The organism is Flavobacterium hibernum, assembly GCF_000832125.1.
GTDB lineage: Bacteria > Bacteroidota > Bacteroidia > Flavobacteriales > Flavobacteriaceae > Flavobacterium > Flavobacterium hibernum.
This window is the reverse complement of sequence record NZ_JPRK01000010.1, coordinates 37,235-62,268: the sequence shown is the minus strand read 5'-3', so window position 1 is coordinate 62,268 and position 25,034 is coordinate 37,235. Positions and strand designations below refer to the sequence as shown.

General features: G+C 31.9%; 23 protein-coding genes. 17 read left to right on the top strand and 6 right to left on the bottom strand.

Going from position 1 to position 25,034, the window contains the following annotated elements; all coding sequences use genetic code 11:
- Positions 1-289 precede the first annotated feature (289 nt).
- The 3 genes from IW18_RS12605 to IW18_RS12595 all read left to right on the top strand — a co-directional run bounded on the left by IW18_RS12605 (position 290) and on the right by IW18_RS12595 (position 2,079).
- Positions 290-820: an RNA polymerase sigma factor gene (locus IW18_RS12605; RefSeq protein WP_041518201.1), complete on the top strand. Its 531-nt coding sequence runs from the start codon at positions 290-292 to the stop codon at positions 818-820.
- Complete coding sequence (locus IW18_RS12600) at positions 820-1,608, top strand: anti-sigma factor (protein ID WP_041518199.1); 789 nt, start codon at positions 820-822, stop codon at positions 1,606-1,608. The genes IW18_RS12605 and IW18_RS12600 overlap by 1 nt, the downstream gene beginning before the upstream one ends.
- 84 nt (positions 1,609-1,692) lie before the next feature.
- Positions 1,693-2,079 (top strand): DoxX family protein, encoded by a 387-nt coding sequence (locus tag IW18_RS12595; protein ID WP_041518197.1) that lies wholly within the window; start codon positions 1,693-1,695, stop codon positions 2,077-2,079.
- Between the two features lie 90 nt (positions 2,080-2,169).
- On the opposite strand, the gene ccsA is transcribed toward IW18_RS12595, so the two are convergent.
- On the bottom strand, positions 2,170-5,382 hold the full coding sequence (gene ccsA / locus IW18_RS12590) for a cytochrome c biogenesis protein CcsA (RefSeq protein ID WP_041518196.1): 3,213 nt from the start codon (positions 5,380-5,382) through the stop codon (positions 2,170-2,172).
- Between the two features lie 313 nt (positions 5,383-5,695).
- Here ccsA and IW18_RS12585 point away from each other — a divergent pair, with 313 nt between their 5' ends.
- From IW18_RS12585 to IW18_RS12525, 13 genes are all read left to right on the top strand, one after another.
- The gene (locus IW18_RS12585; protein ID WP_041518195.1) at positions 5,696-6,457 is read left to right on the top strand and encodes a Rossmann-like and DUF2520 domain-containing protein; all 762 of its coding nucleotides are present in this window, start codon (positions 5,696-5,698) and stop codon (positions 6,455-6,457) included.
- Positions 6,441-6,968: a KdsC family phosphatase gene (locus IW18_RS12580; RefSeq protein WP_041518193.1), complete on the top strand. Its 528-nt coding sequence runs from the start codon at positions 6,441-6,443 to the stop codon at positions 6,966-6,968. The genes IW18_RS12585 and IW18_RS12580 overlap by 17 nt, the downstream gene beginning before the upstream one ends.
- Before the next feature lie 89 nt (positions 6,969-7,057).
- Entirely contained in the window at positions 7,058-7,984 is a 927-nt protein-coding gene (locus IW18_RS12575; protein ID WP_084607949.1) for a geranylgeranylglycerol-phosphate geranylgeranyltransferase, read from the top strand.
- Positions 7,977-8,561 carry a Maf-like protein gene (locus tag IW18_RS12570; protein WP_041518190.1) on the top strand — a complete coding sequence of 195 codons (585 nt, stop codon included), beginning with the start codon at positions 7,977-7,979 and terminating at the stop codon, positions 8,559-8,561. The genes IW18_RS12575 and IW18_RS12570 overlap by 8 nt, the downstream gene beginning before the upstream one ends.
- A gap of 10 nt (positions 8,562-8,571) precedes the next feature.
- On the top strand, positions 8,572-9,102 hold the full coding sequence (locus tag IW18_RS12565; protein ID WP_041518188.1) for a mechanosensitive ion channel domain-containing protein: 531 nt from the start codon (positions 8,572-8,574) through the stop codon (positions 9,100-9,102).
- A 113-nt stretch (positions 9,103-9,215) separates the two neighbouring features.
- A complete protein-coding gene (locus IW18_RS12560) occupies positions 9,216-10,316 on the top strand; it encodes an AI-2E family transporter (protein WP_041518186.1) in 1,101 nt (366 codons plus the stop codon).
- A gap of 76 nt (positions 10,317-10,392) precedes the next feature.
- Positions 10,393-12,216 carry a hypothetical protein gene (locus tag IW18_RS12555; RefSeq protein ID WP_041518184.1) on the top strand — a complete coding sequence of 608 codons (1,824 nt, stop codon included), beginning with the start codon at positions 10,393-10,395 and terminating at the stop codon, positions 12,214-12,216.
- A 190-nt stretch (positions 12,217-12,406) separates the two neighbouring features.
- On the top strand, positions 12,407-12,910 hold the full coding sequence (locus tag IW18_RS12550) for a hypothetical protein (RefSeq protein WP_041518182.1): 504 nt from the start codon (positions 12,407-12,409) through the stop codon (positions 12,908-12,910).
- 168 nt (positions 12,911-13,078) lie between these two features.
- Entirely contained in the window at positions 13,079-15,610 is a 2,532-nt protein-coding gene (locus IW18_RS12545; protein ID WP_041518180.1) for a PIG-L family deacetylase, read from the top strand.
- Positions 15,611-15,733: 123 nt separating this feature from the next.
- On the top strand, positions 15,734-17,470 hold the full coding sequence (locus IW18_RS12540) for a sodium:solute symporter (protein ID WP_041518178.1): 1,737 nt from the start codon (positions 15,734-15,736) through the stop codon (positions 17,468-17,470).
- Between the two features lie 52 nt (positions 17,471-17,522).
- Positions 17,523-18,011 carry a hypothetical protein gene (locus IW18_RS12535; RefSeq protein ID WP_041518176.1) on the top strand — a complete coding sequence of 163 codons (489 nt, stop codon included), beginning with the start codon at positions 17,523-17,525 and terminating at the stop codon, positions 18,009-18,011.
- A 92-nt stretch (positions 18,012-18,103) separates the two neighbouring features.
- Positions 18,104-18,712 (top strand): hypothetical protein, encoded by a 609-nt coding sequence (locus tag IW18_RS12530; RefSeq protein ID WP_041518174.1) that lies wholly within the window; start codon positions 18,104-18,106, stop codon positions 18,710-18,712.
- A gap of 80 nt (positions 18,713-18,792) precedes the next feature.
- Entirely contained in the window at positions 18,793-19,422 is a 630-nt protein-coding gene (locus IW18_RS12525; RefSeq protein WP_041518172.1) for an MCP four helix bundle domain-containing protein, read from the top strand.
- Between the two features lie 263 nt (positions 19,423-19,685).
- On the opposite strand, the gene IW18_RS12520 is transcribed toward IW18_RS12525, so the two are convergent.
- The 5 genes from IW18_RS12520 to IW18_RS12500 form a co-directional block, all read right to left on the bottom strand.
- On the bottom strand, positions 19,686-20,528 hold the full coding sequence (locus tag IW18_RS12520) for a DUF2911 domain-containing protein (RefSeq protein ID WP_041518171.1): 843 nt from the start codon (positions 20,526-20,528) through the stop codon (positions 19,686-19,688).
- Positions 20,529-20,597: 69 nt separating this feature from the next.
- Positions 20,598-21,260, bottom strand: coding sequence for an HAD family hydrolase (locus IW18_RS12515; RefSeq protein WP_041518169.1), 663 nt, complete (start codon positions 21,258-21,260; stop codon positions 20,598-20,600).
- A gap of 173 nt (positions 21,261-21,433) precedes the next feature.
- Positions 21,434-22,150, bottom strand: coding sequence for a tRNA threonylcarbamoyladenosine dehydratase (locus IW18_RS12510; protein WP_041518167.1), 717 nt, complete (start codon positions 22,148-22,150; stop codon positions 21,434-21,436).
- A gap of 153 nt (positions 22,151-22,303) precedes the next feature.
- Positions 22,304-22,960, bottom strand: coding sequence for a TatD family hydrolase (locus IW18_RS12505; RefSeq protein WP_041518166.1), 657 nt, complete (start codon positions 22,958-22,960; stop codon positions 22,304-22,306).
- Positions 22,960-23,559 (bottom strand): DUF1684 domain-containing protein, encoded by a 600-nt coding sequence (locus IW18_RS12500; RefSeq protein ID WP_041518164.1) that lies wholly within the window; start codon positions 23,557-23,559, stop codon positions 22,960-22,962. The genes IW18_RS12505 and IW18_RS12500 overlap by 1 nt, the downstream gene beginning before the upstream one ends.
- Positions 23,560-23,657: 98 nt before the next feature.
- On the opposite strand from IW18_RS12500, the gene IW18_RS12495 reads away from it, so the two are divergent.
- Entirely contained in the window at positions 23,658-24,875 is a 1,218-nt protein-coding gene (locus tag IW18_RS12495) for an MDR family MFS transporter (RefSeq protein ID WP_041518162.1), read from the top strand.
- Positions 24,876-25,034: the final 159 nt, after the last annotated feature.

Genomic DNA, 25,034 nt, shown 5'->3' with positions numbered 1-25,034 from the left:
ATCAACGTCTTTATAAACATCTTCAGAACGAATATTTTAATTCTGATTCGTTTTTTATCCTTTTGCTATTTTGCTAAATATTATTTTGATGTTATAATAGCATTTACGTAATTGGATTGCTTTTGGTTTTAAAAAAGTAAAAAAAAAGTGATGTTTTTTTTAAACTCCTTATTTTTCTAGGTTTAAGACTGTTAAAAAATTTTTAATTTTCACAAAAAAATAAATTATCTTTATCTCGAGCCAATAAAAATGTTTCTATTTTTTTTGTTTTAACTTAAAACCCAAATCTATGAGTCAAGAAGAATTATTAGTTTTAATTTACAAGAAAGACGAAAGAGCTTTTACCCATTTGTATGATATGTATGCAAAAAGTTTATTTTCGGTCATTAATGTTTTAGTAAAAAATCGTGAAGAAGCTGAAGATGTTTTGCAGGAAGTTTTTGTAAAAATCTGGAAAAACATTGATTCGTATAACGAAAGTAAAGGACGTTTTTATACCTGGATCCTTAATATTGCTAGAAATACCTCTATCGATAAATTGAGATCTAAAAATTTTAGTAACACTCAAAAAAACCTTTCATCGGATAATTTCGTAAATCTGTTAGAAGACAGTAATAAACTCGTTAATAGAATTGATACTATTGGAATTCAAGAATTTGTAAAGAAGTTAAAACCAAAATGTATTGAGATTATTGATTTATTATTTTTCAAAGGATATACCCAACAAGAAGCTTCAGAAGAATTGGCAATGCCACTGGGAACTATCAAAACACATAACAGAAACTGTATTAATGACTTAAGAAATTATCTAAAAATATAATGGAAGCAAAAGAATATATAGAATCAGGAATTCTAGAACTTTATGTTTATGGTTTATTGACCGAAACTGAGAATTTAGAAATAGCCGAACTAGCAAAGAAAAATCCTGAGGTTCATCAGGAAATCATTTCGATCGAGAAAGCTATTGTGGCTTTGTCTTCAAGTTTCTCTCCGTTTCATTCGGTAGCAAATTTTGAGAAGATAAAAGCTCGTTTAGAACTGAAACACGGCAAAGTAGTCGATATGAAACCAGCTTCAAACTGGTCTCAATATGTGGGCTGGGCAGCTGCTGTACTATTGCTTTTGGGCTTTGGTTATCAAACTTTAGAACTTACCAAAACAAAAGAAGCTATTGCTACTGTTGGTACTGAAAAGAACAAAATCGAAAGAGATTATGCTTTTCTAGGGCAACAGAATAAAGAAATTGAAAAAAGTTTAACTATTGTAAGAGATATTAAAAATACTGGTGTAACTCTTGGCGGACAAGCTGTTTCTCCTAACTCTTTTGCAAAAATTTACTGGAATAAAGATACCAAAACAACTTATGTTGATGCTGCTGGTTTACCAAAACCTCCAAAAGGAATGGTTTACCAAGTTTGGTCTTTAAAACTTAGTCCAGTTCTTACGCCAACTAGTATTGGTTTATTGGATAATTTTGAAGGAAACAGCCAAAAAATATTTGCCGTTAGTCAAACAGATTCAGCAGAAGCTTTTGGAATTACACTGGAGCCTGCCGGAGGAAGTTTAACTCCAACAATGACTCAATTGTATACTTTAGGAAAAGTCTAAAAACTGATTCATTTATAAAACTTAAAGCGTGTATTGAATTAATACGCGCTTTTTTTTTAATTATACAACCTCAATAACCAAATTATGAATGGAACTTTACTTTTAAGATTTGCCGTTGCTTTTATACTCCTAACCCACTCTGTTGTTGGAATTTTTAATAACGGGATTAACGACTTTGGAAATTTATATTTAAATCAAATTGGGTTTGCTCCTTTTGGTGTTTTTCTAGCCTGGTCCATAAAATTATCACATATTGTTGCTGCAGTACTTTTACTTTTAAATAAATATGTGAAGCTCGCAAGTTTTGTGACCATTTTTGTTTTGATTATGGGAATTATTCTCGTTCATTTTCAGGAAGGCTGGTTTGTTGTTGGCGGAGGAAGAAATGGTGCAGAATATAACTTCTTGTTGATTATTGTTTTAATTGCAATTATGTATCCAAACGGGTTTAAAAAAGGTGAAATTGTATAAAGTGAATTAAGCAAGTAAAAATTTAAACAAAAAAAGGTTCAACATAAGTTGAACCTTTTTTTATGAATTAATAAGAACTTAAATAATTCTCTATTTCTTTACTTTTTTTGTTTTGTAATACTTACGGTATTTAGGATATGTTATGGCTCCAATTATAGAAATTGTTCCTAATGAATACCAAATCCAACTTAAAGAATGTGCTTCTCCACTTGCATATGAATGCAAACCAACTAAGTGGAAGTTTACTCCATAGTATGTAAATAAAATCGATACAAAAGCAAACATACTCATTAAGTTAAAGAACCATTTACCACGTAATGAAGGAACAAAACGAGCGTGAATTACAAAAGCATAAATCATAATCGAAATTAAAGCCCAAGTTTCTTTTGGATCCCATCCCCAGTAACGTCCCCAACTTTCGTTGGCCCATTGTCCGCCTAAAAAGTTTCCGATGCTTAACATAATCAAACCAATTGTTAAAGCCATTTCGTTGATATAGGTAATCTCTTTAATGTTCAATTCCATTTTGGCTTTGTTCTTTTCATTCGTAAAGAAAATTAACAATAATGAAACAAAACCTAATATCATACCCAATGCAAACGGACCATAACTTGCAACAATTACCGCTACGTGAATCATTAACCAATACGAGTTTAAAACGGGCTGTAAATTAGCGATTTCAGGATCTATCCAGTTTAAATTTGCTGCAAAGAAAATCATAGAAGTTACAAATGCTGCAGAAGCTACTGTAAGTTTTGATTTTCGATCAAAAGCCAATCCAAAGAACATCGTTGCCCAGGCTACATAAACAATTGATTCGTAAGCATTACTCCAAGGTGCGTGACCAGAAATATACCAGCGAGCAATTAGTGCAACTGTATGAAATGCAAATATGATACCTATTAAAATATGAAAACCATTTACTGTTATACGTAAAAACTTTTTATCGAAGAAAATATTTAGCAAAGTAAAAATCAACATAAAGATTCCGGCAAGTGAATACCAGGTAATCATTTTTGGTAAAATGTTATAGGTATTATAAGCGATTTCTAGATCAATTTTCTTATCACTAGGTCTTACTTTACTTCCAAATTTCTTTTGGAAACCATTAATACTTTCAACCAATTGATCGGCAGTATCCCAATTCTTAGAAATAGAGCCATTATTTAACGCACTAAAATAAAGTGGCAAAATTTGCTTTACATAAGTAGAATCCATTCCTTTCAAGCCAGCATTCTGTAATTCTAAGTAAGAAATCCATTTATTGCCCGGATCATTTGGAATTGGAAAAATTTTCAAAATACTACCACTTAGAGCAGATTCCATTAAGTTTACTTTTTTATCGGTGTCGATAAAATCTTTCTCAAAACTATTTGGATTTGCTGCCTTGTAAGCCGCATCTAAATAAGGAGAAAGTTTATAGTTTCCGTTTTCGTCAAAGAACTTTACAAAAGGAGCTAATTTTACTTTTCTGTCAACACCAATAATTTTACGAATACTATCATCTTTTGTATTTAAATAAATAAGCGGTACCTGTATCCATACCTGAGCGTATTGCGTCATTGATAAGAATACCTGATCAGAGTTCATTCCATTGTAAGTATCACTTTGACTTACTTTTCTCAACAATTCAGATGAGAAAGTATTAATAGGTTTCATTCTACCTCCAGCATCCTGAATAATCAATCGACCAAACTTTGCAGCATGCTCTTTCGGTGCTTTATAAATCGTCAATAACGAATCTAATTGTTTCTGACTTGGCGCCGCTGTAACATGATTGGCATGATCATTTGGATCAGCTGTATGATTATGATCGTGACCTGGTGTATGAACGTGTGGTGCTTGAGCAAAACCACTCAAACTAATCATTAAAACCAAAATGGTAATAAGTTTTTCTTTTTTCTTTTTTACGCCGTCAAGCTTACGTTTCAAATCAGCAAAACGAGAATGTTTGGTAAACATAATAGCCATTAATCCGATATATAACATATAGTATCCAAAATAAGTAATCGAAGTTCCCCAGAAATCGTGGTTTACAGATAATACGGTTCCTTTTTCATCCGGATCAAATGACGATTGAAAAAATCTATATCCTTTATGATCTAAAACGTGATTCATATAAATATCAGCATCAAAAGTTTCGGTAGAATCTAAAACGGTTACTTTACTTTCAAAAGCAGAATAACTTTTTTCTGTTCCAGGATATTTTGTTGCGATAAAATCGTTTAATTTTATTTTAAAAGGTAAAACATAAGCTTTACTTCCGTAGAATAAGCTGTATTCGATTTTACCAATTTTAACGGTTTGTGGCTCGCCCACACTACCTTTAGAACCTAAAAGTCTTACCTCTTTTTCTTGCCCTTCAGCTTTAACTTTTACAATTAAGGCATCGTGATGAGATTTTGCTTTATAATCGTTATTAGATTCATAATCAATAACACCTTTTACAGCAGGATCCGGGAAAACAATTCGGATATCACCAATACTGTAAAGAGAACGCATCATTAATGGCTGTACATTATCTTTAGTTACAGTACCTTTTAACTTATCTGCCATTCGCATAAATTCACCCTCAAAAGGAGTTTGAATAGTATATTTTTCGCCAGTTGTATTAATGTTTATAGCGCCTTCAGTAGGTTTGTTTAAAGCAAATAATACGTTGTGAATATTTTGAACCTCTCCTTCTTTAAGGTAATGCTCTTCACGACCGCCTGCACCAGCTTCGACTAATTTTAAGTATAGTACGCCATTTGGATCAGGTTTTACGGTTTCTTTAGCTCCCATAATATAATTTACATAACTCACTTCAAAAGGAGTTTCATCAAATTTCCCTGATAATGTAAAATTATTATTGGTAACCGGAGATAATAAAAGATCTTTCTCAAAAGGTCTTCTTCTCATTTGACCTTTATATTCTCCATCTGCAAAGACAGTTAAGAATGTTTTGTCTGAATAAATCTGATTTTCGGCAGCGCCTTCACGAATTGGCATCATACCTTCGTAACTAATATAACGCGTAATAAAAGCTCCTAAAAGAATAAAGATAAAAGCAACGTGAAGTAATAGAGTTGCCCATTTTTCTTTTTTTAATAATTGGTAACGTTTGATGTTTCCGAAGAAGTTAAGCACAAAAACGGCCATTATTGCCTCGAACCACCATGTATTGTAAATTAAAATTCGGGCTGTATCTGTGTTGTACTTACTTTCGATAAAAGTACCAACACCCATCGCGATTGCAAATGCTAAAAAAAGAACGGCCATTAATCTTGTAGAAAACAAAAAAGAGAATATTTTTTTATCCATTTTTAAGGAATTACATTGTATAAAAGTGGCACAAAAATACTTAAAAATGTTGATTTGAGGTAAGTGTAATTTGTTAATAAAAACCAAATATCAAGCATTGTTTTTTGCTTTTTTGATAAAAATGTACGCTTACCTTTACAAATTTAGTTACTTCTATTTTATATTCACTTTAGAGACAAATTTTACAGATTAAAAAGATTTTAGCTAATTCTTCGCTTTTCTTAACGATGTCTAAAATCATTTAATCCTTATATTCTGTGGCAAAAATTTATTTGAATAATTATCCTTAAAAAAATAATGCTAATTTTGCGATATGATTCGAATAACCCTAATTGGTTCCGGAAATGTTGCACAACATTTGATAAAAGCTTTCGCTAAAAGTGAAGTTGTTGAAATTGTACAGGTATTTTCGAGAAAAAAAGAAACTTTGGCTTCTTTAATTGATTTTGATAAAATTGTAAATGATTACGAGAGTTTAAAAGAAGCCGATTTATACATTATTGCCGTTTCAGATAAAGCTATTTCTGAAGTTTCTAAGCAATTACCTTTTCAAAACCGAGTTGTGGTTCATACTTCGGGAGCTGCTTCACTAGATGTTTTAGATCCTAAAAATAGAAAAGGCGTTTTCTATCCACTTCAAACATTTTCTAAAAACAAAGAAATTGATTTTTCTACCATTCCAATGTGTCTAGAAGCCGAGAATACATTTGACTTTAGGGTTTTAGAAACAGTAGCCAAAAGCATTTCAAATGCAGTTTTTGCAATAAATTCAGATCAAAGAAAGGCGCTGCACGTTGCCGCAGTTTTCGTAAATAATTTCACCAATCACCTGTATCAAATAGGTCAGGAAATTTGCGATGAGCACAAAGTTCCTTTTGAAGTTTTAAAACCTTTAATTCAGGAAACTGCAGAGAAAATAAATACATTAACTCCAATTGATGCGCAAACAGGACCGGCAAAACGCCATGATTCTACTACAATTGATGCGCATTTGGAGTATTTATCGAATGAAAATCAAAAGAATATTTATAAAATACTAACACAATCTATACAAAATAATGGCAAAAAGTTATAAAGAAATAATGAATGACATCACAACATTTGTTTTTGATGTTGATGGCGTACTTACAGACAGTTCTGTTTTTGTAACCAATGAAGGAGAAATGCTTCGTACGATGAATATTCGTGATGGTTATGCAATGAAAGCGGCTGTTGAAAGTGGTTATAATGTATGCATTATTTCTGGCGGAAGCAATGAAGGCGTTCGCATTCGTTTACGTAATTTAGGGATTTCAGAAATTCACTTGGCAACTCCGGATAAAGTTCAAACTTTTCAAGAATACACTGAAAAACATAATATTAAACCAGAAGAAGTTTTATATATGGGCGACGATATTCCTGATTTTCATGTAATGAAATTGGTTGGATTACCAACTTGTCCACAAGATGCAAGCCCTGAAATTAAAAATATTTGTCGTTATATCTCACACGTAAAAGGTGGAAAAGGTGCTGCTCGTGACGTTATAGAACAAGTAATGAAAGTACAAGGGAAATGGATGGAACATTTTAGCGGCAAACACGATTAATTAATTGTGAATTTTTAATTATCAATTGTTAATTATAAGCCGAGACCTTTGAACCTTTGTTGCTTTGAACCTTTGTAACTCGACAAAAAATGAAATTCCTCAAACTCATTCGATATAAAAATCTCTTGATGCTTGCTTTTATGCAAGTATTATTTCGTTATGCTTTTTTAAAGCAGCAAAATATTCCTTTAGCATTGGCAGATTGGCAATATGGATTATTGGTTTTAAGCACTGTTTTATTGGCAGCAGCTGGTTATGTAATCAACAATATTTATGATGTTGCTTCAGATACAATCAATAAACCAAATGATGTTGTAATTGGAAAAGGAATCTCAGAAACCGCGGCTTACAACATTTACATCGCGCTTAATATTACTGGAGTTGCTCTTGGTTTTCTTTTATCAAATATTATTTTAAGACCTGGTTTTGCATCACTTTTTATTCTGATTGCTTCCCTACTCTACTTTTATGCAACAACATTAAAGCAAATAATGATTTTAGGTAATTTTGTTGTTGCTCTATTACTTTCGATAAGTGTTCTTATTATTGGTGTTTACGATCTTTTTCCGGCTACAGATGCGGCAAATCAAGCGCAAATGGCTGCTCTTTTTTCTATATTATTAGATTATGCCTTATTTGCTTTCATGATTAACTTCGTTCGTGAAATAGTTAAAGATATCGAAGATGTAAATGGAGATTACAACCAAGGAATGAATACTTTACCTATTGCAATTGGTATTAGTCGTTCAGCAAAAATCGCATTAGGAATTGCTATAATTCCTTTAATTCTTTGCACACTTTATATTAAAACCTATTTTGTAGAATACGGACTTTTTATCGCTACGTTTTACGCTTTTGCCTTTGTTCTTGCGCCACTTTTATATTTTATTGTAAAAATATTTGCGGCAAAAACTCAAAAAGATTTTCATCATTTGAGTACTATTTTAAAATTGATTTTATTCTTTGGAATTTTATCCATTTTAGTTATCAACTTAAACATCAAATACAATGCTTAAAGAAAAACTTAAGAAATATACTTTAATTTTAGCATCAGGATCTCCACGTAGACAACAGTTTTTTAAAGATTTAAATCTTGATTTTGAAATTAGATTAAAAGATGTTGAAGAGATTTATCCTCCAGAATTAAAAGCAGTCGAAATAACGGATTTTTTGGCTCAATTAAAAGCAAATGCCTTTGATGGAGAATTAAAAGAAAACGAAATTTTAGTTACAAGCGACACTATAGTCTGGCATCATAATAAAGCGTTGGGAAAGCCAAAAAATGCTGAGGAAGCTTTTGAAATGATTAAATCGATGTCCAATGCTACGCATGAAGTATTTACATCTGTTTGTTTTAAAACCAACGCTGCTTCTACTATAATAAATGATATGACTAAAGTAACTTTTAATGATTTGTCTGACGAAGCTATTTTATATTATATCGAAAATTACAAACCTTATGATAAAGCCGGAGCTTACGGTATTCAGGAATGGTTTGGTTTTATGGCAGTTGCAAAAGTCGAAGGTTCATACACAAATGTAATGGGATTACCAACAGCTAAAGTTTATGAATATTTGAGTACTTTAGTATAAAAAATTATTTATGTTTTCTTTTAAAGAATATAGCCACGAAATTTTAACTACAATAATTATCTTAATTACGCTCGTTGCGTTAAGAGTAATTATAGCCAAATTGGTGCGTCGTTACGCCAGTACAAGTCAGTTGCTTGAGCATCGGACTAACTTAGTAATTAAGTACATTCATATATTAATGAATATATTGGTCACCATTAGTTTAATAATAATTTGGGGCGTTGAAACAAAGGATATTTTTATAACTGTTTCGTCGATTGCAACCGTAATTGGTGTTGCAATGTTTGCACAATGGTCTATTTTGAGCAATATTACTTCTGGAATGATTTTATTCTTTTCGTTTCCATTTAAAATTGGAGATACAATCAAAATTCATGACAAAGACTTCCCTATCGAAGCCGAAATCGAAGATATTAGTGCTTTTCATGTTAACTTAAGAACAAAGGACGGCGAGAAAATTATTTTTCCAAACAATTTATTACTGCAAAAAGGTATTTCGATAATGCCGGCGCACTACGAAGATAAAGAGTTTTTTGACTAAATATTTTCAATGGGAATTTTGTAAACTATACGGTAAAAGCTACAACGTTATTAATTTAATAATGTATCATATTTGCTTAACCAATTTCTAGTTTTACTAAAATCACCAACAAAATGACACTATCTGTAAAATTACCATTTTATGCTAAACTTGCCTTTATATTGGTAAGTCTTATTAGTTTTGCTTTTATTTTTTGCATCGGAAAAGATATTATTACGCCCGTTTTACTAGCATTTTTATTTGCAGTATTATTAGTTCCTATTTTTACTTTTTTACATACAAAGTTTAAATTCCCAAGACATCTTGCTGCTGCATCGTGTATTTTACTTTTTGCTTTAGTAATTGTTGGCATATTAGCATTTATATCCTATCAGGTTAGTGATATAGCCAGCGATTTTGATGCGATCAAGAAAAATGCAAATTCGTTTATTACAGACATTCATAAATTTATAAAAGATAATTTCCATGTAAGTATTGGAGAACAAAAAAAATACCTGGACAATGTTACCAAAGACTCCGTTCAAAACGGGAAAGCAACAATTGGATCTGCAATCTTATCCATAACAGACTTACTTCTAGACTGCACCATTATCCCTATTTATACTTTTTTATTTCTTTTGTACAAAGACCATTTTATTTTGTTCTTGGCAAAATTGATCAATAAAGAAGACCATGTAGTTTTAAAAGATATTTTGGCACAAATAAAAGCCTCTATAAACAATTATATCCTTGGCTTAATCTTCGAAATGTTTGTAGTTTCAGTCTTAACAAGTTTAGGCTTGTGGATTATAGGCATTAAATACTTTATTTTATTAGGATTGATCACCGGAATCCTAAATATGATTCCTTACATAGGTATTTTAATTGCAGGAATAATTACAGTAGTTGCCTCTTTAACAGGAACTCCAGAAACATCAATAATTCTAGGAATTTTAATTGTAAACGTTGTGGTTCAATTAATTGATAATAATATATTAGTTCCCTTAATTATTAACTCAAAAGTCGAAATCAATGCCTTTGTTTCCATTATAGGAATTATTATTGGCGGGGCGGCAGCGGGAATATCGGGTATGTTTTTGGCAATTCCGCTTTTAGCAATTTTAAAAATTATATTTGAACGAATCGAATCATTAGAACCTTGGGGTTACTTAATGGGAAATCATATGCCTAAACGTTTTGTTTGGAGAACTCGAAAAATTAAAGTTGAGAATTAAAATTTAACTATTTTAAAAATAGTGCTACAAATTCCTTATATTCATAGTAAAATTCATCTGAAAGCCAGTAAAAAAAATGTTTGTAAACAAAAAAATAGTAGTTTTTCTTTTATTATGCTTTTGCTTGCAAAATAGTTACGGTCAAGTCGTTAAAAAAGACGCTAAAGAAAAGAAAGACAGTACCGAAATTTATAATAAAATTAGAAATTACTCTAAAAAAAATAAATTTACACAAACGGTTCACAAGCTCTTTTTTAGATCCAATAAACCTCATAAAAAAGAAGAAATTCTTGTACAAAATGACACTACAAATTATGATGGAAAAATTATTCGAAACATCAATATTGTAACATTAGATCCTTTTGGGCATTCTATTTCAGACACTACCAAAGTGCCAAAAAATTGGGGAGAAAGAACCGGAAACAGATTGCATCTGAAAACCAAAAAAATTGCTATTTATAATCTATTACTTTTTAAACGGAATTCGGTTTATAACACTTACAAAGTACAGGAATCTGAGCGTTTGATACGTTCACAGAAATATGTAACGGCAGTTAGAGTAACAAATAAACTTGCAGGATTTGCTTCAGATTCTGTAGATGTTACGATTCGTGTTTTGGATTCCTGGAGTACCATTCCAAAATTTGCCATCTCGAGTAATCAGGTTTCTGTTGGAATAAAAGAAAAAGATTTTTTTGGATCAGGACAGCAACTCGAATATCAATTCACGAATAGATTTGATGATGGACGTAATGCCAATGATGTTACTTATACTGTACCAAATATCAAGAATACTTATATAGGTACAACTTTGCATTACAAAATAGATCTTGACAATAATTACATTAAAAGTATTAATACAGAACGTCTCTTCTACTCTCCTCTAACCCAATGGGCAGGCGGTGTTTATATAGGACAGAATTTTAGAAAAGATACTTTGCAAGCTCCAGACAAATCTTTTGCTTATCAGCCCTTTAAAAATAACTTTCAGGATTTTTGGGCAGGAAAAGCTACTAAAGTATTTGAAGATGAAAGTGGTATAACAAATTTAGTAACCACTGCTCGCTTTTTGAATGTTGATTATACCGAATCTCCAACTGAACTCTATGATCCTACCCACTTTTATTCCGACGAAAAATTTATCTTAAGTGGTATTGGACTTAACAGACGTAAATTTATAAAAGACAGTTATATTTTTAGAAATGGACAAACGGAAGATGTTCCTATTGGTCGGATTTATGGAATTACATTAGGTTATCAATACAAAAATACCTTCTGGCGTCCGTATGTTGGCGCGCAATTCTCTTTTGGAAATTACTATAGACTAGGTTTTTTAAGTATGAATTTTGAAGCTGGGACGTTTTTTCATCAGTCAAAAACCTATCAGACAGCCTTCTCGATGGAAACCAATTATTTTACAAAACTTTACACAATTGGCAGATGGAAACTAAGACAATTTGTGAATCCTAAACTAATTATTGGTATAAACCATGAAGATATAATTGGAGATCAGCTTAATATAAACGAACAAAATGGTTTAGCCGGTTTTAATAGTGCGGTATATGGAACTAATAAAATGGTACTGTCGCTTCAAACGCAAACCTATTCTCCTTATTCTGTTTTAGGATTTCGTATGAATCCCTTCTTTAATTATTCGATCGCAGGCTTAGGAACTCCAAATAATCCAATGGAAAAAAATAAAGCTTATTCGAAAATCACTATAGGGCTATTGATTAGTAATGATTATTTGGTGTTTAGTTCATTTCAGCTTTCATTATCATATTATCCAACTATTCCTTTTCAAGGCGACAATGTTTTTAAAACAAATACTTTTGAAACTACCGATTATGGTTTGCAAAGCTTTGAACTTGCAAAACCAAGACCTGTTGAATACAAATAGACTAAAAAAAACTTTTTTTTTATTAGTTTCCTAACTCTATAGAACGTTTTAAAAATCAGAACATTATATAAAAACCACTCAAAAACCATTCGTTAAAATACTAATTTATCCGATGAAATACATTTGCTTTTCATTTTTGGCACAGTATATGAATATTCTAAAACAAGAATAACATTTAAAATTAAAAAAAATGAAAACACTAAAAATAGCAATCGCCGGATTAGTTCTTTTGGTTGCAAATGCCACACAAGCTCAAGTATCAATTAATGTTAATATTGGAAATCCTCCTGCTTGGGGACCTGCCGGATATGCCGAAATGGAATATTATTATTTGCCAGACATCGAAGCATATTATGATGTAAGAGCTTCACAATTTATTTATTTTGGTGGAGGAAGATGGGTAAGAACATCACGTTTACCAAGACAATATAGTAATTATGATTTATACGGAGGTTATAAAGTAGTTTTAAACGATTATCACGGTAGAACTCCTTATGCTTACTTTGACAGACACAGAGTAAAATATTACAAAGGTTACCACGGTGCACCTCAAAGACCTTATAGAGATAGACCTGTTTATGGTTATAATGATCGTCATGATAAACACTACGACAAACATTATAAAAAACACGACAGACATGATAGAGACGATGATCACGATCACGGACGTGGAAATGGACACGGAAGAAGATAATTTTGGTCGATCAATAATTTTCAAAAAAGAGAGTATCAAAACATTGGTACTCTCTTTTTTTTTCTTAAAATTAGAAATCAATAACCAAACATTAACATTTCATTTAAATACTCTTCAAGGATATAATTAGTATTTTTGAGGCACTTTCAAAAAACAACTAACCAAACTATGCGAAAAATTCAGATACAAATTCTTATTATTTTTTTAACTGGGATTTCCATTTCTTTTGCACAACAACCACAAAAACCAAGTTCTGTTGAAATTTACAATCAAATAAAAAAATTAAATTTTCTAGGTTCTGTACTCTATGTTGCAGCTCACCCAGACGACGAAAATACCCGTTTGATTTCTTATATGGCAAATGAAATGAATGCCAGAACAGGCTACTTATCCTTAACCAGAGGTGATGGAGGTCAGAATTTAATAGGTCCGCAATTACGCGAATTATTAGGTGTAATAAGAACCCAGGAATTAATAGAAGCCAGAAAAATTGATGGTGGAGAACAGTTCTTTTCGCGAGCGAATGATTTTGGTTATTCAAAAACCCCAGACGAAACTTTAGAAATTTGGGATAAAGATAAAGTGCTCGCAGATGTAGTTTGGACAATTAGAAAATTTCAACCAGACGTAATTATCAATAGATTTGATCATAGATCACCAGGCACAACGCACGGACATCATACGTCATCGGCAATGTTGAGTGTAGAAAGTTTTAAATTAACAAACGACCCTAAAATATTTCCGGAACAATTAAAATATGTAAAACCTTGGCAAGTTAAACGTTTGTTTTTCAATCCGTCGTGGTGGTTTTATGGAAGTCAGGAAAGATTTGATGCTGCCGATAAATCAAAATTTACCAGATTAGAAACAGGAGTTTACTATACCGGAATTGGAAAATCAAATCAGGAAATTGCAGCTTTAAGCAGAAGCCGTCATCAATCGCAAGGCTTTGGAAGTACAGGTGCTCGTGGTGAAGAAACGGAATATTTAGAACTTATAAAAGGTGATTCACCTATAGATCGCGATAATTTATTTGACGGAATTGATACTTCGTGGAATCGCGTTAAAAACGGAAAACCAATTGGTGATTTGATCACTAATATTATTGCGAAATATGATTTTAGTAATCCGTCAGCAAGTATTCCAGATTTAGTAAAAGCATATACAATGATTGAAGCTTTAGAAGATGATCACTGGAAATCTTTAAAATCTGCTGCTATAAAAAACATAATTGCATCTTGCGCAGGATTGTATCTCGAAGCCGTTGCTACTGAACAAGAAGCGACTCCTGGAAGTACTATTAAACTAACGCTGGAAGCAATCAACAGATCTCCAATAGAAATGCAATTGGCTAGTGTAACTTCTTTACCCGATAATAAAAATACACCACAAAACATTCTTTTAAAAAATAACAATGATAAAAGAATAAACCTTCAAATTCAACTTCCTAATAATATTGAATACACGCAACCCTATTGGCTGAAAGAAAAAGCAAGCGTAGGAATGTATACCGTTTCAAACCAAGAAAATATTGGTATTCCGGATATTATCAGACAAGTAAAAGTAGTTTTTAATGTTAAAATGAATGGAGTTGAATTTCCGTTTGAGCGTACAGTAGTCTACAAATATAATGATGGCGTAAAAGGAGAAATGTATAATTTTCTTGATATCGTTCCTGAAGTGACAACGTCAATTCTAGAGAAAGTTTTAATTTTTGGAACTACAAAAAGTAAAATGGTTCCCGTAAAAGTGCGTGCAGGAAAAGATGGTATAAAAGGTAATTTACAACTGGATTTACCAAAAAGCTGGACTGTTTCGCCAAAAGAAATTCCTTTTGCATTAGAGAAAAAAGGAAATGAACAAATCTTTTATTTTGAGGTTACACCACCAGTAAATCCTGAGGAAACCGTTGCCAAAAGTATTGTCACTGTCGATAATAAACGTTTTGACAAAGATCAGACTATTATCGATTATAGTCATATTACCAAACAAATGGTCTTAAAACCTGCTGAATCAAAATGTATTCGTATTGACCTAAAGATAAATGGTGATGCTATTGCTTATATTATGGGAGCTGGAGACGAAGTTCCTGAAAGTTTAGAGCAAATGGGATATAAAGTAACCATTATAAAACCAGAGGAAATTACGCCCGAAAAATTAGACTCATTCAATGTTGTAATGACCGGAGTACGCGCTTACAATACCGTAAATGCTTTGGCAAACAAACAAAATATACTTTTTAATTTTGTAAAAAGCGGAAAAAACATGATTGTACAGTATAATACTTATGGTAAAACTGTTACAGATCAAATTGCGCCGTATCCGTTAAAAATATCAAATGACCGTGTGACCGAAGAGAATGCAAAAATTACTTTTCTAGCACCAAATCATCCAATTTTAAACACACCTAACAAAATTAGCACGAAAGATTTTGAAGGATGGACACAAGAACAAGGATTGTATTATCCTGATCAATATGATGCCGCCTTTACTCCTATTCTATCGTCGCATGATAAAGGCGAATCTCCAAAAAATGGAGCTTTATTGGTAGCGCCATACGGAAAAGGATACTATATTTACACCGGTTTGAGCTTTTTTAGAGAATTACCAGAAGGTGTTGCCGGAGCATATCGATTATTATCGAATATGATTTCGCTAAAGCAACCAGTAGAAGCTCCAAAACAAGAATTGAAGAAATAAAACATTCATAAAATGGAACTTAAAAAAACAAAAAAATGGAAAAAAAGCTACACCTACGTTTTGGTAGCGAACGCCATTTACATTCTGATTTTTTTCTTAATCATGCAATTATATTCATAACCTATGCAACTATTTGATTGGATCGTACTGATTGTTACACTTTTATTTATTGTTGGATACGGCTCCTGGAAAACAAAAGGAAGTAAAAACGTCGAGGATTTTATTTTAGGAAATAACGAAACGCCTTGGTACACCGTTGGACTTTCGGTAATGGCGACACAAGCAAGTGCTATTACCTTTTTGTCTACTCCAGGGCAAGCTTATCACGACGGAATGGGTTTTGTGCAATTCTATTTTGGATTGCCAATCGCTATGATTGTTATTTGCATCACATTTATTCCACTTTATCATAAAAACAAAGTATTTACCGCTTACGAATTTCTGGAAAAACGATTTGATTTAAAAACACGTTCACTCGCTGCGATTCTATTTCTCGTACAAAGAGGTTTAGGAACGGGACTTACCATTTATGCTCCTGCAATTATTCTGTCGGCACTTTTAGGTTGGAATTTAACCTTAATGAACGTTATTATTGGTGTTTTAGTAATTATTTATACCTTTTCGGGAGGAACAAAAGCGGTAAACGTAACGCAAAAACAACAGATGTTTATAATCATGTTAGGAATGTTTATTACATTTTTTCTAATACTGCATTATTTACCAAACGACATGACATTTACCAGCGCACTACATATTGCGGGTGCTAATGATAAAATGAACATTGTTAACTTCTCTTTTGATCCAGAGGAAAAATATACTTTTTGGAGCGGAATTACGGGAGGTTTTTTTCTTGCCCTCGCCTATTTTGGAACAGACCAATCTCAGGTTGGAAGATATTTATCAGGAAAATCAGTTCGAGAAAGCCAAATGGGATTAATTATGAATGGACTTTTAAAAGTTCCAATGCAGTTCTTTATTCTATTAACCGGAGTTATGGTATTTGTATTCTTTCAGTTCAATCCAGTTCCTTTAAATTTTAATCCGAATAACAAAACCGTAATAGAAAAATCAGCTTATAAAGAAGAATATCACGCTTTAGAAAAAAAGCTAAGTACACTTTCTGAAGACAAAAAAGTGATTAATCTTCTGTACATCGATCAATTAAATCAGGATTTTGATAATCCAATCTTACGAAAAGAATTAGTTACTTTATCTAATAAAGAAAAAGATCTGCGCGATCGTGCTAAAGAAATTATTTTAAAAGCCGATCCAAATAGCGAAACCAACGATAAAGATTATGTCTTTTTCCACTTTATTTTACATTATTTACCAAAAGGCTTGATAGGTTTATTATTAGCTGTAATTCTTTCGGCAGCAATGTCATCAACAGCTTCAGGACTAAATGCATTGGCATCGACAACTGCTATTGATATTTATAAGCGAAACTTAAAAACCGTAAAATCAGAGAAGCATTACCTAAATGCTACTAAATTTTTTACGCTGTTCTGGGGAATTGTAGCCATTTTATTTGCTTGTGTTGGAACTTTGTTCGAGAATTTAATTCAGCTTGTAAATATAATTGGGTCTATTTTTTACGGAACAGTTTTAGGGATTTTCTTAGTAGGATTCTATACGCGTCGCGTAAAAGCAAAAGCCATGTTTTACAGTGCAATTATTAGTCAAATCACGATATTCATCATTTACTATTTTATGATTGCAATATATCCAAGCGGTCAGGAAAAATTAGGTTATTTATGGCTGAATTTTATTGGAGCCATATTAACTATTATTCTGGCGTTCTTAATGCAAATTATATTTTTTAGAAAAGAAAAGGATTTAGATGAAGTAATTTTGGATTAATTGAGAATTTTAGCACTTTATTCCCCAAACTAAATTGAGAAAACTAAAAATTATGTTTAAAAAACTTGTCTTAATTTTAGTTGTTTGTCTTAGTCTTCAAGCTAAAAGTCAAAATTCTGTTGAGAATGAAGAAATTGTAGACAATTCAATCTCAACTCAGCTTTTTACGAAATGTTTTGAAAACTTAAATTATGGTGCTGAATTTTTAGAAAAAAACCCCAAGTGGAGAGATACAAAAATTTGTTCTTTAATGACTTGCATGATGCTCTTGAGTTTTCAAGATAAAGAAGTACAGCTTATGGGGGAAGGTCGATTAGTTGGAATTGCTACTCAACTTTATCTGGAGGGAAATCCAGTTATACTAATTATGGGAATGGATAGTTATCTGGAAGAAAAAAAGAAAAATGAAAACCTCCAGGACGACGATCGCATCGTTTACATTAGCTACGCAGAATGTACAAGCCCACCATTTCTAAGAAAAGCAGCGGAAATCGTTAATAACCAAACAAGATTCTTAATTAAGAAAAATAAAACCTTGTGATTCTCGTCAAATAATTTTCTTTGGAATATATCTAACAAGTATTTGTAATAAAAAAGTACTATTTTAGTATTCGCCAAAACCAAAATTATTAAATGAAATATTCAGACGAAATACAAAAACTACTTCCACTTGGTTACATTTATCTTGTGGTACTGGGAATATTAAAAGAGAGTTTTTTCTATTATCAATTTGGAATTAACATTTTGAAATACTCCACTATTATGGACATCTTAATAAGTCCAATTGCAGATTTCATGTCAAATCCTATAACTTTAGTAACCATTGTATTAATTTTTATATTTCACATCTATCTGCCAAAAATATTACAGAAATATAACCACAAAAAATCAGTTCAGAAGCTTTTCAAATTAAAACCTACAGACGAATTATCTGAACAGGAAACAATAAATTACTACAACACTCTTACGTTAAAATTGCTTGCCTCGGTATTATTATATTTTTTTGTGGGAACAGGAATTGGTAATGGACATTTTGCTTTAGAACGTATTAAAAATAATACTGCACAATACAATTCAAAACTTAATTATACAACCGGTGAATCCGAGCAGATTTTTTTACTTGGCTGTAATAGTCTTTATTATTTTTATATTCAAAAAGGAACTAAAATTATAAAAATTACACCACTTGCATCTATAAAAAATATTGAGAGTAATTTAAAAACAGGATTTGTCTCAAAATAAAATTAAATTCTTTACAAAAATTAACTCCATAATGTATTTGATAAAGTCATTTTCAACTTAATTTAAAAAAACGCGTTACTATGAAAGATTTAAAAAGATACAGCAATAAAACAAAAGCTGCCTTTATTTTACTTGTTGTAATGCTTATTATTTTGTTGGGAAACTTTAATACATTACAAAATTCTAAAAACGTGAACGAAAATATAAATGCCATTTTTAACGATAGATTAGTTGTGGCACATTATATTTTTCAGTATTCGAAAGAACTCCATTTTATAAAAGCCGAAGCCGAAAAGTTAGATCTAAGTGATACAACCAAAAAGGACGAAATTATTCAAACCTTAAGCGTTATTCATAATATTGATGATTTGTATGCAAAGACGGTTTTGACCAATAAGGAAAAACAATATTTTGATACCTTTTTGGCTTCCTGCAAAGAAATAGACAAACAGGTTACAAATAAAAATTGGAGCAAAATTATTGTCTTAAGTACCGAAGCTTTAAAAACATTAGAATCTTTATCTCAAATTCAGATTCAGGAAGGAAAAGCAAAACTAGCCAGTGCCAATGCTTTGTACAGCAAAAACGATAGTCTTGGACAGCTTCAAATTGCATTACTTATTATTTTGGGCGGAATTACTTTCTACCTTTTAATCGTTAAGAAAATCAAGAGAACTATAAAAATTCCTGAACCACCAAGTTTGAATTAAAGTCTTTCAGCTTTTTTAATATTTGTTAAGTTTTAGCTTCAAATTTTCGACAGTATTGTCATTTCGAGGAACGAGAAATAGCACTAGAATCTCGTCAACGATTGTCGATTCTCTTTGCGGAATTACAAGTGCGATTTCTCGTTCCTCGAAATGACAAAAAAACTTTTCTGCGCTCAAATTTATTCTACATTAAATAAAAAAAATCCAAATTCTAAAGCCTAAACTTTAAAATTTGGATTTTCAAGATATTGAAATCTGAAATATTATCTACTCCATTCAGCAATACTATCTTTGTTTAATTTTACGTAATCTTGATTATTAGCAGTTTCTGCAGCAGCAAGTGAAGCTTTAGCAGTTTCAACAGCTCCTTTTTTATCACCTTGTTTTGCTTGAATCTGCGATTTTAATCTTAAAATAAAGTATGGTTTTTCAGTAACCATATCTAACGATTTATCTACATAAGTTCTTGCAGTTTCGATGTTTCCGTTTGATTGAAATAAATATTGAGCAGCAGCAAAATAATCATTTGAAGTTGGTCCAGCCAAAACTTTCTCAATACTTGCAGTTGCAATTTTCGCAGTTGGAACTTCAAATTTTAAAGCAACATGTGAGTTTTCCCATGCCATTTCTAAATAACCAAAATTTGGATCTAAACCATTAATTCCAATTGTAAATGTCTCAAGTGGAGTTGGTAAAGCATCTTCTTTTACAGTAGTTCTTAAAGCAACATATGCATCACTCCAGTTTTCTGGTAATCCCCAGTTATCAGTAGAAAGATAAAAAATAACTTCCCAGCTTTCAATTTTAGGAATTGTATAGATCGCATATTTACCTTTTTTCAAAGTTTTACCGTCAATAACAACATCATCACTAAAATTAATGATCGTATTTTCGTTAGCTCCAGTTCTCCATAATTTACCAAACGGAACTAAATTACCAAAAACAGCTCTTCCTCTAGCGCCTGGTCTTGAATACGTAACTTCTACATCTGTCAAACCAACTGTTTGTTTAATGTATCCTTTAGGACTTGCTTGTGGAGTTTTTATTTGTGCTTCTGTAGCAAATGACGCCAAAATAAGGGCGAATGCAATAAGTAGTTTTTTCATTATATGAGTTTATTTGTTTGTTCAAATTTACAAATTCAATTAGCGAACAAATGTTAAATTTAACTTAATTCAAGAGCCTAATTGTGATATTTTTTGAGCGTCTAATTCATTGAAGTGATTGATAATCAAATCAGCATCTGATAAATCTTGTAATTTTGAATGTTCACTATTATAACCAACGCAAAAAATACCGGCAGCTTTTGCAGCTTTTATACCATTTGTACTGTCTTCAATAATAATGCACTCATCTTTTGGAGCTATTGATAAAGATGCTGCATGCACAAAAATAGCGGGATTTGGCTTTGATTGCGGAAAATCTTCTCCACTAACAATATCCGTAAAATATTGATGCAAACTAAATCTTGTAAAAACACGCTCAATCGTAACTTTTGATGCCGAAGATGCTAAAATCAATTGTATTCCGTTAGCGTACAAATCTTTAATTAAATCCTCAACACCTTCTAAAAGGTACAGATCTTCTTTGGTATCAAAAGCATCATTAAAGATACTTCTTTTTCGCTGAATCAAATCTTCGACTTCGTGCTCAATACTAGGAAAAAAACCTTTCAGAGTCTGAAACGTATTTCTAGTTGAAAAACCGGTAAACGAAGTATACATTTCTTCGGTTACAGTGATGTCTAGTTCTGAGAATTGTTGGTAATAGGCATAACGATGAACTGGTTCAGTGTCAACAATTACACCATCCATATCGAAAATTACTGTTTTTATCATTTTTTTTAAGGTGCTAAGGTTCTAAGTTACAAAGGGACAAAGGTTTTTTGTAGAGACGCACAGCAGTGCGTCTTTTAGGTCTCAGATTCTCTTTTTGCAGTAATTTTTTCCAAGTTTAAAACTTTAAAAAAGTTATCTCAATACAAGACCAGCTAAAACCTGAAACAAAAAGTCTACTCTTTGGTAAGTAAGTGTCTAATTACAGTTTCTGCGACATGAAGACCAAATAATCCTGGCATATAACTATTCGTTCCGTAAAACGATTTTTTGAAGTTTTTTCCGTCAGTTAATTTCAAACTTTTTTCGTCTTGAATTTCAGAAGAGAAAACAACTTTTAACTTGTTTATTTTTTCAGCTTTTAAACGTTTTCTAATAGTTTTAGAAAAGTAACAATTGATAGTCTTAGAAATATCAGTCACTTTTACTTTAGAAGCCAGCATTTTTCCGCCAGCGCCCATGCTACTAATGATTTTTACTCTTTTGCGTTTTGCGGCAATAATTAAATTTAATTTTGGCGTAATACTGTCAATACAATCCAAAACATAATCAAATTCTGGAGACACAATTTCAAAAGCTCTTTCTGGAGAAAGAAATTCCTGAACACGAGTTAATTTCAACTCAGGATTAATATCCATTAAACGATCTCCCACAATCGTAATTTTTGGCTGTCCAACTGTCGAATGCAAAGCAGGTAACTGTCTGTTGATATTGGTAATATCAACAACATCACCGTCAACAATTGTCATACTTCCTACTCCTGCTCTAGCTAAAAATTCAGCTGCAAACGATCCAACACCGCCTAATCCAACAACCAAAACATTAGAGTTTTGCAAGTTTTGTAATCCTTCTTTAGTAAATAAAAGCTCGGCTCTTTCTGTCCACTCTGCCATATATTCTTTTGTTATTTTAGTTTATTTTTTTTAAATTTTTTTAAATTTTTTATTACAAGCTTTTCAAGCTAATCAAAGTCTAAGTCTCGTTTCTAATAGGAATACCCTTCTCCCGAATTCTCGGGACGCTCAGGGTGAGATGTCAAAAGCTCTTTATTCTTTACTTCTAACAAACACATCTTTATAATTACTTGAAATAATCGCCCGTAACTCTTTAATTGTAATATTTTTATACTGACCTGCTAAGTCATACACTTGCTGAATACTTTCTTCAATAGTATCTGTTTCCAGGAAAAACCGATCATTTGGTGCATTCTGAAAAACCGCTTTCAAATCTGGATTTTTAAGCAAATATTTTCCAAAAGAAATATAAAATCCTTCTTTTATAAGTTGACTTGCAATTTGACTATTCTTTGAAAATCCGTGAATTATCATTGGTGCCGAAATCTTCAATCTTTTCTTGATTTCGATTACTTCCTGAAATGCAGCAACGCAATGAATTACAACAGGTTTATTATATTTTTCGGCTAAAGCCAATTGCTTTTCAAAAACCGATATTTGTTGCTCCAACGGAATTTCGATTCTTTTGTCTAAACCACATTCTCCCAATGCTAAACAATTCTTGGTTTGCAATTTCTCTTCGATAATCTTCAAATCGGTATCAATTTGCGCTTCCTTAATGTACCAAGGATGAATTCCAATGGAATAAAACGGAATTGAAGCATCAAAATCTTGCGGATATTGATTGACCAATTCCAGAATATTGGATTGATTTGTAAATTGATGTGTATGAAAATTAAAGAATTCCATTAATGAAATGTTTTAACTCCGGCTTTGATCTCAACATTTAAATCATTCTCTAAAGGCACAATTGGGCAAGAATACTTATGATTGTAAGCACAATAAGGATTATAAGCCTGATTAAAATCGACTGCAATTGTATTTCCTTTCGGAATTTTTAAGTCAATATATCTTCCTCCAATGTAACTTTCTTTACCAGAAGTTAAATCTGAAAAAGGCAGGAATAAATGGTCTTTATACTCTGCTGTTTTAGAAAGTTCAATATTACGATAGACGTTTAATTTAAGCGCCACGCCGTCGATCGTAAAATTTAATGTTCCGTATTTAATGTACTTTGGAGTTCTTGTTCCTGTAGTTTTCATTTCGAAAACTTTTTCGTTTTCTGCTTTTTCAAACTTCGCGACTACAAAATACTTACTGTTCATAGGGAAAAAATCTAAAGTTTTGAAGGTTTTAAGATCTTCTTGCATTAACGGACTTGTCTTAGGATCAGCATATTCTGAATTGATCTTCTTCTGAAAATTTTCAGCTTCTTTTTGATTAAATTTATTTTGACTAAAACAGAAATTAACTGCAAGCAATACTAGAAAAGCAATAACATTTTTCATCTTTAAAATTTTGAGCAAAAATAGTTTAAAAGTAACAAAGCAGCAACCTCTCTAACCGACAAAGTTTCCTAACTTTGTGGCAAATAACTTATTTTAGAATGCTTAAAACCGCTTTTAGTCACTACATTAATAATTTTAAAGGATTTACTAGAGAAATTTGGATACTTGCCATCGTCACTTTTATCAATCGTGCAGGAACAATGGTATTGCCTTTTTTATCTAAATATTTAAAAGAAGACTTACAGTTTACTTATAATCAGGTGGGTTGGATTATGGTTGCTTTTGGATTTGGGTCTATGTTGGGTTCATGGTTGGGCGGAAAATTATCAGACAAAATTGGTTTTTATAAAATCATGGTCTTTAGTTTATTTACCAGCGGAGTTTCATTATTCTTTATACAATATATTACTACTTTTTGGGCACTTTGCGCTGCAATGTTTGTATTAATGACTATTGCAGATATGTTTAGACCTGCAATGTTTGTTTCTCTTGGCGCATATGCAAAGCCCGAAAACAGAACTCGTGCCTTGACTTTGGTACGTTTAGCGGTAAATCTTGGTTTTGCTGCGGGACCGGCTTTAGGAGGTTTAATTATTATGGGAATGGGGTATTCCGGTTTATTCTGGATAGATGGTGCTTCGTGTATCATTGCAATCTCCATATTTGCTTTGTTAGTTAAAGAGAAGAAAAAAGTAGTTCACGATGATAAAATAGAAAGTGCCGGAGAATCAAATTCAGTTTTTCATGATAAAATATTTTGGGTTTTCTTGTTTGTGAGTTTCATAACAGCAATGATTTTCTTTCAACTTTTTACAACTTTACCTTTATACCATCAAGAGAAATTTAATTTAACGGCATTTCAAAGCGGATTACTAATGATGCTTAACGGACTTCTAATTTTTGCTTTAGAGATGCCAACAGTTGGTTTTATGGAGCGAAAAGGCTTCCCTAAAATTAAAATCATTATAGTAGGATCATTTGTAATGGCATCAAGTTTCTTCTTGCTGTTAATTAATGTTTGGGCAGGAATTTTGGTAATTAGCATGATTTGTATTTCTATTGGAGAAATTTTAACCTTCCCTTTTTCGAATGCTTTCGCATTGAGTCGCGCCCCACGCGGGCAAGAAGGCCGATATATGGCATTGTATACCATGAGTTTTAGTTTAGCACACATTATTAGCTCGAAAGTTAGTTTCGAAATCATAACCCGTCATGGATATCAAATCAATTGGTTCTTTATGGCTTCTATTGGAGTTATTGCAACACTTTGTTGCGTCTGGATTAAGAAAGCACTAGCTAAAGAGAAAATGAGCTAGAATCCTTATGCGATGTTAATTTTAACGCAAAGTTCGCAAGGTTTTTAAATATAAAAGACTTTTAATAAGCACAAAGTTCGCAAAGCTTTATCTGTAAAGCTTTGCGAACTTTGCCTTTTATGCATCTTACATTTGCTTCCTAAAATATAAACTTAGCGA